Origin of the sequence: Mycobacterium sp. (genome assembly GCF_032162105.1) — a bacterium.
Classification (GTDB): domain Bacteria; phylum Actinomycetota; class Actinomycetes; order Mycobacteriales; family Mycobacteriaceae; genus Mycobacterium.
On sequence record NZ_JAVRPS010000131.1, the window covers coordinates 1 to 5,566 of the forward strand.

Annotated in this window: 5 protein-coding genes; 4 read left to right on the forward strand and 1 reads right to left on the reverse strand. The window is 65.7% G+C overall.

What is annotated here, in order from left to right; translation table 11 throughout:
* Positions 1 to 120 precede the first annotated feature (120 nt).
* Together QOC69_RS06535 and QOC69_RS06540 are read left to right on the forward strand one after the other, a co-directional pair.
* Positions 121 to 1,002: a cyclopropane mycolic acid synthase family methyltransferase gene (locus tag QOC69_RS06535; protein WP_526437559.1), complete on the forward strand. Its 882-nt coding sequence runs from the start codon at positions 121 to 123 to the stop codon at positions 1,000 to 1,002.
* Positions 1,003 to 1,174: 172 nt separating this feature from the next.
* Positions 1,175 to 2,071, forward strand: coding sequence for a cyclopropane mycolic acid synthase family methyltransferase (locus tag QOC69_RS06540; RefSeq protein WP_526437561.1), 897 nt, complete (start codon positions 1,175 to 1,177; stop codon positions 2,069 to 2,071).
* Between the two features lie 16 nt (positions 2,072 to 2,087).
* Here QOC69_RS06540 and QOC69_RS06545 read toward each other — a convergent pair whose 3' ends face one another.
* The gene (locus QOC69_RS06545) at positions 2,088 to 3,680 is read right to left on the reverse strand and encodes a PE-PPE domain-containing protein (RefSeq protein ID WP_526437563.1); all 1,593 of its coding nucleotides are present in this window, start codon (positions 3,678 to 3,680) and stop codon (positions 2,088 to 2,090) included.
* Between the two features lie 155 nt (positions 3,681 to 3,835).
* Between QOC69_RS06545 and QOC69_RS06550 the strand changes: the two genes are divergently transcribed.
* Positions 3,836 to 4,540: a YciI family protein gene (locus QOC69_RS06550; RefSeq protein ID WP_526437565.1), complete on the forward strand. Its 705-nt coding sequence runs from the start codon at positions 3,836 to 3,838 to the stop codon at positions 4,538 to 4,540.
* A gap of 10 nt (positions 4,541 to 4,550) precedes the next feature.
* The coding region (locus QOC69_RS06555) for an RNA polymerase sigma factor (protein ID WP_526437567.1) at positions 4,551 to 5,566 on the forward strand (1,016 nt) is incomplete at its 3' end.

Genomic DNA, 5,566 nt, shown 5'->3' on the forward strand with positions numbered 1-5,566 from the left:
AAACTTCAATTCGGGTTGCGATGGCCCGGCGCGTAACATCACACAGCGAGCGCAGCAGCTTGCGGGGGAGTCATCGTCGATTCCGGTCTGCTGCTGACCAGCCAGGAAGGCAATTCCATCATGGCCAAGACGGCACGTAAGAAGGGTGGCCTCAAGCCACACTTCGAGGACGTACAGGCGCACTACGACCTGTCCGACGAGTTCTTCAGCCTCTTCCTCGACCCGACGCAGACCTACAGCTGCGCGTACTTCGAGCGCGATGACATGACGCTGGAGGAGGCGCAGCTGGCCAAGGTCGACCTGGCGCTGGGCAAGCTGGGTCTCGAGCCGGGGATGACGTTGCTCGACGTCGGCTGCGGGTGGGGCTCGACCATGCTGCGGGCCGTCGAGAAGTACGACGTCAACGTCGTCGGCCTCACCTTGAGCGAGAACCAGAAGGCACACGTCGAGAGCGTGTTCGCCAAGCACGACAGTCCCCGTTCCAAGCGCGTGCTGCTCAATGGTTGGGAGCAATTCGACGAGCCGGTCGACCGGATCGTGTCGATCGGGGCCTTCGAGCACTTCGGCAAGGACCGTTGGGACGACTTCTTCGCGATGGCCTACAAGGCGCTACCGGACGACGGCGTGATGCTGCTGCACACCATCACTGCGCTCACGCTGCCGCAGATGACCGCGGCCGGGTTGCCGCTGACGTTCTCGATCGCGCGGTTCGTGAAGTTCATCCTCACCGAGATCTTCCCCGGCGGATACCTGCCGACCACCGAGATGGCGGGTGAGTTCGCGACGCGGGCCGGCTTTGACCTGACCCGTACGCAGTCGCTGCAGAAGCACTACGCGCGGACGTTGGATACCTGGTCGGCCGCGCTGGAGGCGCACAAGGACGAAGCGATCGCCGTGCAGTCCGAAGAGGTGTACGACCGCTACATGCACTACCTCACCGGTTGCGCCAAGGGCTTCCACGAGGGCTACATCGACGTCTGCCAGTTCACGCTGGCCAAGTAGGGCCGTCAGCGCACGGCGCCGAATTGGAGTCGACCACCCGGTGAACGCTAGGGTTTGCGGCTTGAGCCGCTAGTTGACACGTCGATGGACGGCGCCGCGGTACGGTCACAGCAAGACCCGTCCGAGATCGGCGGCCGGCTGCATCAGCAAGGAAAGGTCAAGCAGGAGAAACATGTCTGAAAACTCCACCGGCACGAAGGACCTCGAGCCGCATTTCGAGGACATCCAGGCTCACTACGACCTGTCCGACGACTTCTTCGGCGTGTTCCAGGACCCGACCCGCAAGTACAGCTGTGCCTACTTCACCGGGCCGAACGTCACGCTGTCCGAGGCCCAGATCGCCAACGTCGATCAACACCTCGAAAAGCTGGACCTCAAGCCGGGCATGACGCTGCTCGAGATCGGCTGCGGCTGGGGCTTGACGCTGCAGCGGGCGATGGAGAAGTACGACGTCAACGTCATCGGCCTGACGCTGAGCAGGAACCAGCAGGCATACTGCACCCAATTGCTCGACAAGCTCGACAGCCCGCGCACCCACGAGGTACTTCTCGAGGGCTGGGAGCAGTTCAAACGGCCGGTCGACCGCATCGTGTCGATCGAGGCCTTCGAGCACTTCGGCTTCGAGCGCTACGACGACTTCTTCAAGAGCTGCTTCGACATCCTCCCCGACGACGGCCGCATGACCATTCAGAGCAGCGTCGGCTTTCACCCCGACGATCTGCAGGCCCGCGGCAAGAAGCTGACCTTCGAGCTGGCTCGTTTCGTCAAGTTCATGATCACCGAGATCTTCCCTGGCGGCCGGATCCCGACCACCAAGATGATGGTCGCCCACGGTGAGAAGGCCGGCTTCGTCGTGCCCGAGGCCATGTCGCTGCGCAACCACTACATCAAGACGCTGGGCATCTGGGCTGCGGCACTGGAGAACCACAAGGACGAGGCCATCGCGGCCACCGACGAGGAGAACTACCACCGGTACATGAAGTACCTGACCGGCTGCCAGTACTACTTCGTCGACGAGACCATCGACGTCAGCCTGGTGACCTACCTCAAGCCGGGCGCCCCCGCCTAGCGGCGGTCCGCATTCGCTAGGCGGCCGCCTTTGCGTCCGCGTCCTTGGCCTCGTCCTTCTTGGCCGCGTCCTTGCTCTCGTCCTTCTTGTCCGCGTCGGTGCTCTCCGCGGGCTTGGTGCTCTCGGGCTTCGTCGTCTCCTCCGGCTTGGTCGTCTCTACCGGCTTCGTCGTCTCTACCGGCTTCGTCGTCTCTACCGGCTTGGTAGCCGGCTCGACATCCGATGCGGGCGGCGTCGTCGCGCTCGCCACGGGCTCCATGGCAGGCGTCGTGGCTTCGGTGCCCTCGGCCGGGACGGCCTGCGTGACCTCGACCGCGTCCGTTTCAGTTACGACCGGCGTCGACTTCTTCGCCGACGACAACGCGGTCACGCTCGCCAGGCTCTTCGACTCGTCGGCCTGCGGGTCGATTGCCTGCGGTGAGATCGTGCGGGCCGCCAGCGTCGAGGTCGTCAGTGGCGCTGGTGCGGCCGGGGCAACCATCGTGCCGATCCCGACGTCGTTGAGGAAGGCCTGGATGCCCTGCACGGTGGCCGCTGCCAGATCGAACGCCAGCTTGATCGGATTGATGGCGCCGGCGAAGGGCAGGATCGTCAGCCCCTGCGGGACGCTCGGGTCCGCGTTGGGATCGTAGGCGAGGTCGATGAGCACCCGGGCCACCGGAGAGAACAGGTCGACGAAGGGCTTGACGATCGGGGTGGTGCCGGTGGTGGCGGCCAGGCCGAGGATGAGCGACGCGAGCGGCAGTACCTTGGTCGGGATCGTGACGTACTGGTTGCCGTGCACGTCGGTCTTAATGTTGGCCGGATCGTTCAGGGCGGTCAGCAGTTCGGCCTCCGTGTAGCCGTTGGGCAGACCGGTGAAGCCGCTGTTCTGGTTGGGCTCGAGATACGTTCCGTGAATCTGGTCGAACCCGGCGAACGCGTTGGCGACCGCGAGCAGATTGCCCCAGGCGATCGGCGAATTGCCGACGCCGTCGTACTGGAAGACGATGGTCTTGAACGGTATCCCGGTGTCGACCGGTGTCGGGAGGCCCGTCGTCACATCCAGGATTGGGACGTGGCCGAGGAATCCGAGCAGCGTCCACAACCCACCAAGGGGGTTGTCGATGTTGCCGATCATGACCACCTGGATCCGCGCCTTCTGTTCCGGGGTCAGCGTGGTACCGAGGGCACGTAGCTCGTTGGATACGACGGCGCCGCCCTGGGAGTAGCCGAAGATGACGATGTCGCCGGGGACCGCCAATGCGGCCATCAGCTGCTTGTCCAGATTGTTCACACCCTCCTGAACCGAGACGTCCCATTTCTGGCAGTTGACGTCGCACCAACCGGGGATGATCGACAGCGGATAGAACGACGCGGGGTAGACGATGCTGTGCAGGTCGGCGTCGGTGCAGCCACCATTGGCGCACGCCGTCCCACCCATGTAATAGTCCCGGGCATTCTCCATGTAACCAGCGACGTTGGTCGCGTTTGGGGTACCGGTGCCCGGCACGATCAACGCGGTGGCGCCGAACGCGAATGCGGCGGTGAACGCCGATGCGAGGGCCAGGGCCACCGAGGCGATCAGTGACACGACGATGAGGACGATTGCCCTCGCGGTTTTACGCATGGGTAAAAGATCACACAACGATCCACACCACGATGGCGGAACTGCGAACTCGTTTACAAGGAAAATGCCGACTGCTGTCGGATTCGCACGGTGCCGTTCGTCGAACCGGTAGAGAGTGGGACGCAGGGTTCCGCTCACTACCCGGAGGTATCCCCATGCACTACTTCGCGCTGCTGCTCACCCCTGAAGATCACCGCTACGACGCCGACCGGGAGGCCTCCGACGAGATGGCCGCCTACCAGGCGTTCCACACCAGCGCCGCGTCCGCGATCCGAGCCGGCGACGCACTGCTGCCGTCGGCGACCGGCGTGCGGATCACCGGCGGCCCGGACAGCCCGAGCGTCACCGACGGCCCGTTCGCCGAGAGCGCTGAGGTGGCAGGCGGCTACTACGTGTTCGAGGCCGAGAACCTCGACGATGCGCTGGCCTTGGCATGCGACATCCCCGCGGCCAAGTACGGTGCGATCGAGGTGTGGCCGACAGTCATGTGGAATCAGCCGGAGAAGCCGCTGGACGGTACCCACTGGTTGGCGTTGCTACTCGAGCCGGCCGACAACGTCGTGACGCCCGGATCGGCGCAATGGGAGGTAGGCATTGCCGCGCACGGCGAGTTCGGCGCCGCCGCGGCCGATCACAACAAGGCCGGTGCGGCGCTACAACCACCCGCAATGGCGACGACGGTGCGGGTGCGCGACGGTAAGACGATCTTCACCGACGGGCCGTACATCGAGGGTGCGGAGGTCGCCAACGGGTTCTACATCCTGTCCGCGACGGACCGCGACGAGGCCGTCAAGATCGCCTCGATGATCCCGGCCACCACGGTGCAGGTGCAGCAATTGGCCGGGGTGTCGGGGCTGTAGCCGTCGCTGAATGACCAACCTGGACGGCGTCTTTCGGCGCGAGTGGGGTCCCGCAGTGGCGGCGCTGGCCCGCTGGTCGGGTGATCTCACCGTCGCCGAGGACGCCGTCCAGGAGGCGTTCGCCGAAGCGTTGCGTTCCTGGCCCCGTGACGGCGTGCCCGACAACGCGGGCGGATGGGTCCTGACCGTGGCACGGAACCGGGCGCTGGACCGCTTGCGCCGTGAATCGGTCCGACCGGGAAGGGAACTGGCCGCGGTGGCCGAGAACAGATGGGCCCACATCGAAGGGGTCGCGGTGCATCCGGTGCGCGACGACGAGTTGCGGATGATGTTCACGTGCGCGCATCCGGCGTTGGACGACTCGTCGCAGTTGGCCCTCACGCTGCGGCTGATCTCCGGGCTCACCGTCGCCGAGATCGCGAGGGCGCTGCTGCAGTCCGAGGCTGCGGTCGGACAGCGAATCACGCGGGCCAAGAACAAGATCCGCGGCGCGAACATCCCGCTGCGGGTGCCGCCCGCCGAGCGGCTGCCGGAGCGGACACCGCACGTGCTGGCGTGCATCTACTCGGTGTTCACCGAGGGCTATTGGTCGACCGCGGGGCCATCGGCGATCCGCGACGAGTTGTGCGACGAGGGTGTCCGGCTCGCCGGTGAGCTGTGTTCGTTGATGCCCGATTCGCCGGACGGGCAGGCGTTGGCGGCGCTGGTGCTGCTGCACGATTCGCGCCGAGCCACCCGGGTGGACGCCAACGGCGCCCTGGTACCGCTCGACGAGCAGGACCGCACACGGTGGGATCGCGGTCGGGTCACCCGTGGGCTCGATCGGTTGCGGCTGGCGGCGGGCGCGGACGGTCCGTACCTCCCCCAGGCCGTGATCGCGGCGCTGCATGCGACGGCACCGAGTTGGGAGCAGACGGACTGGGTCACCATCTGCACCGCCTACGACCGGCTGATCGCGATCACCGACTCACCGGTCGCGCGGGCCAATCGCGCACTGGCGGTCGGGTTTCGCGACGGCTTCGAGGC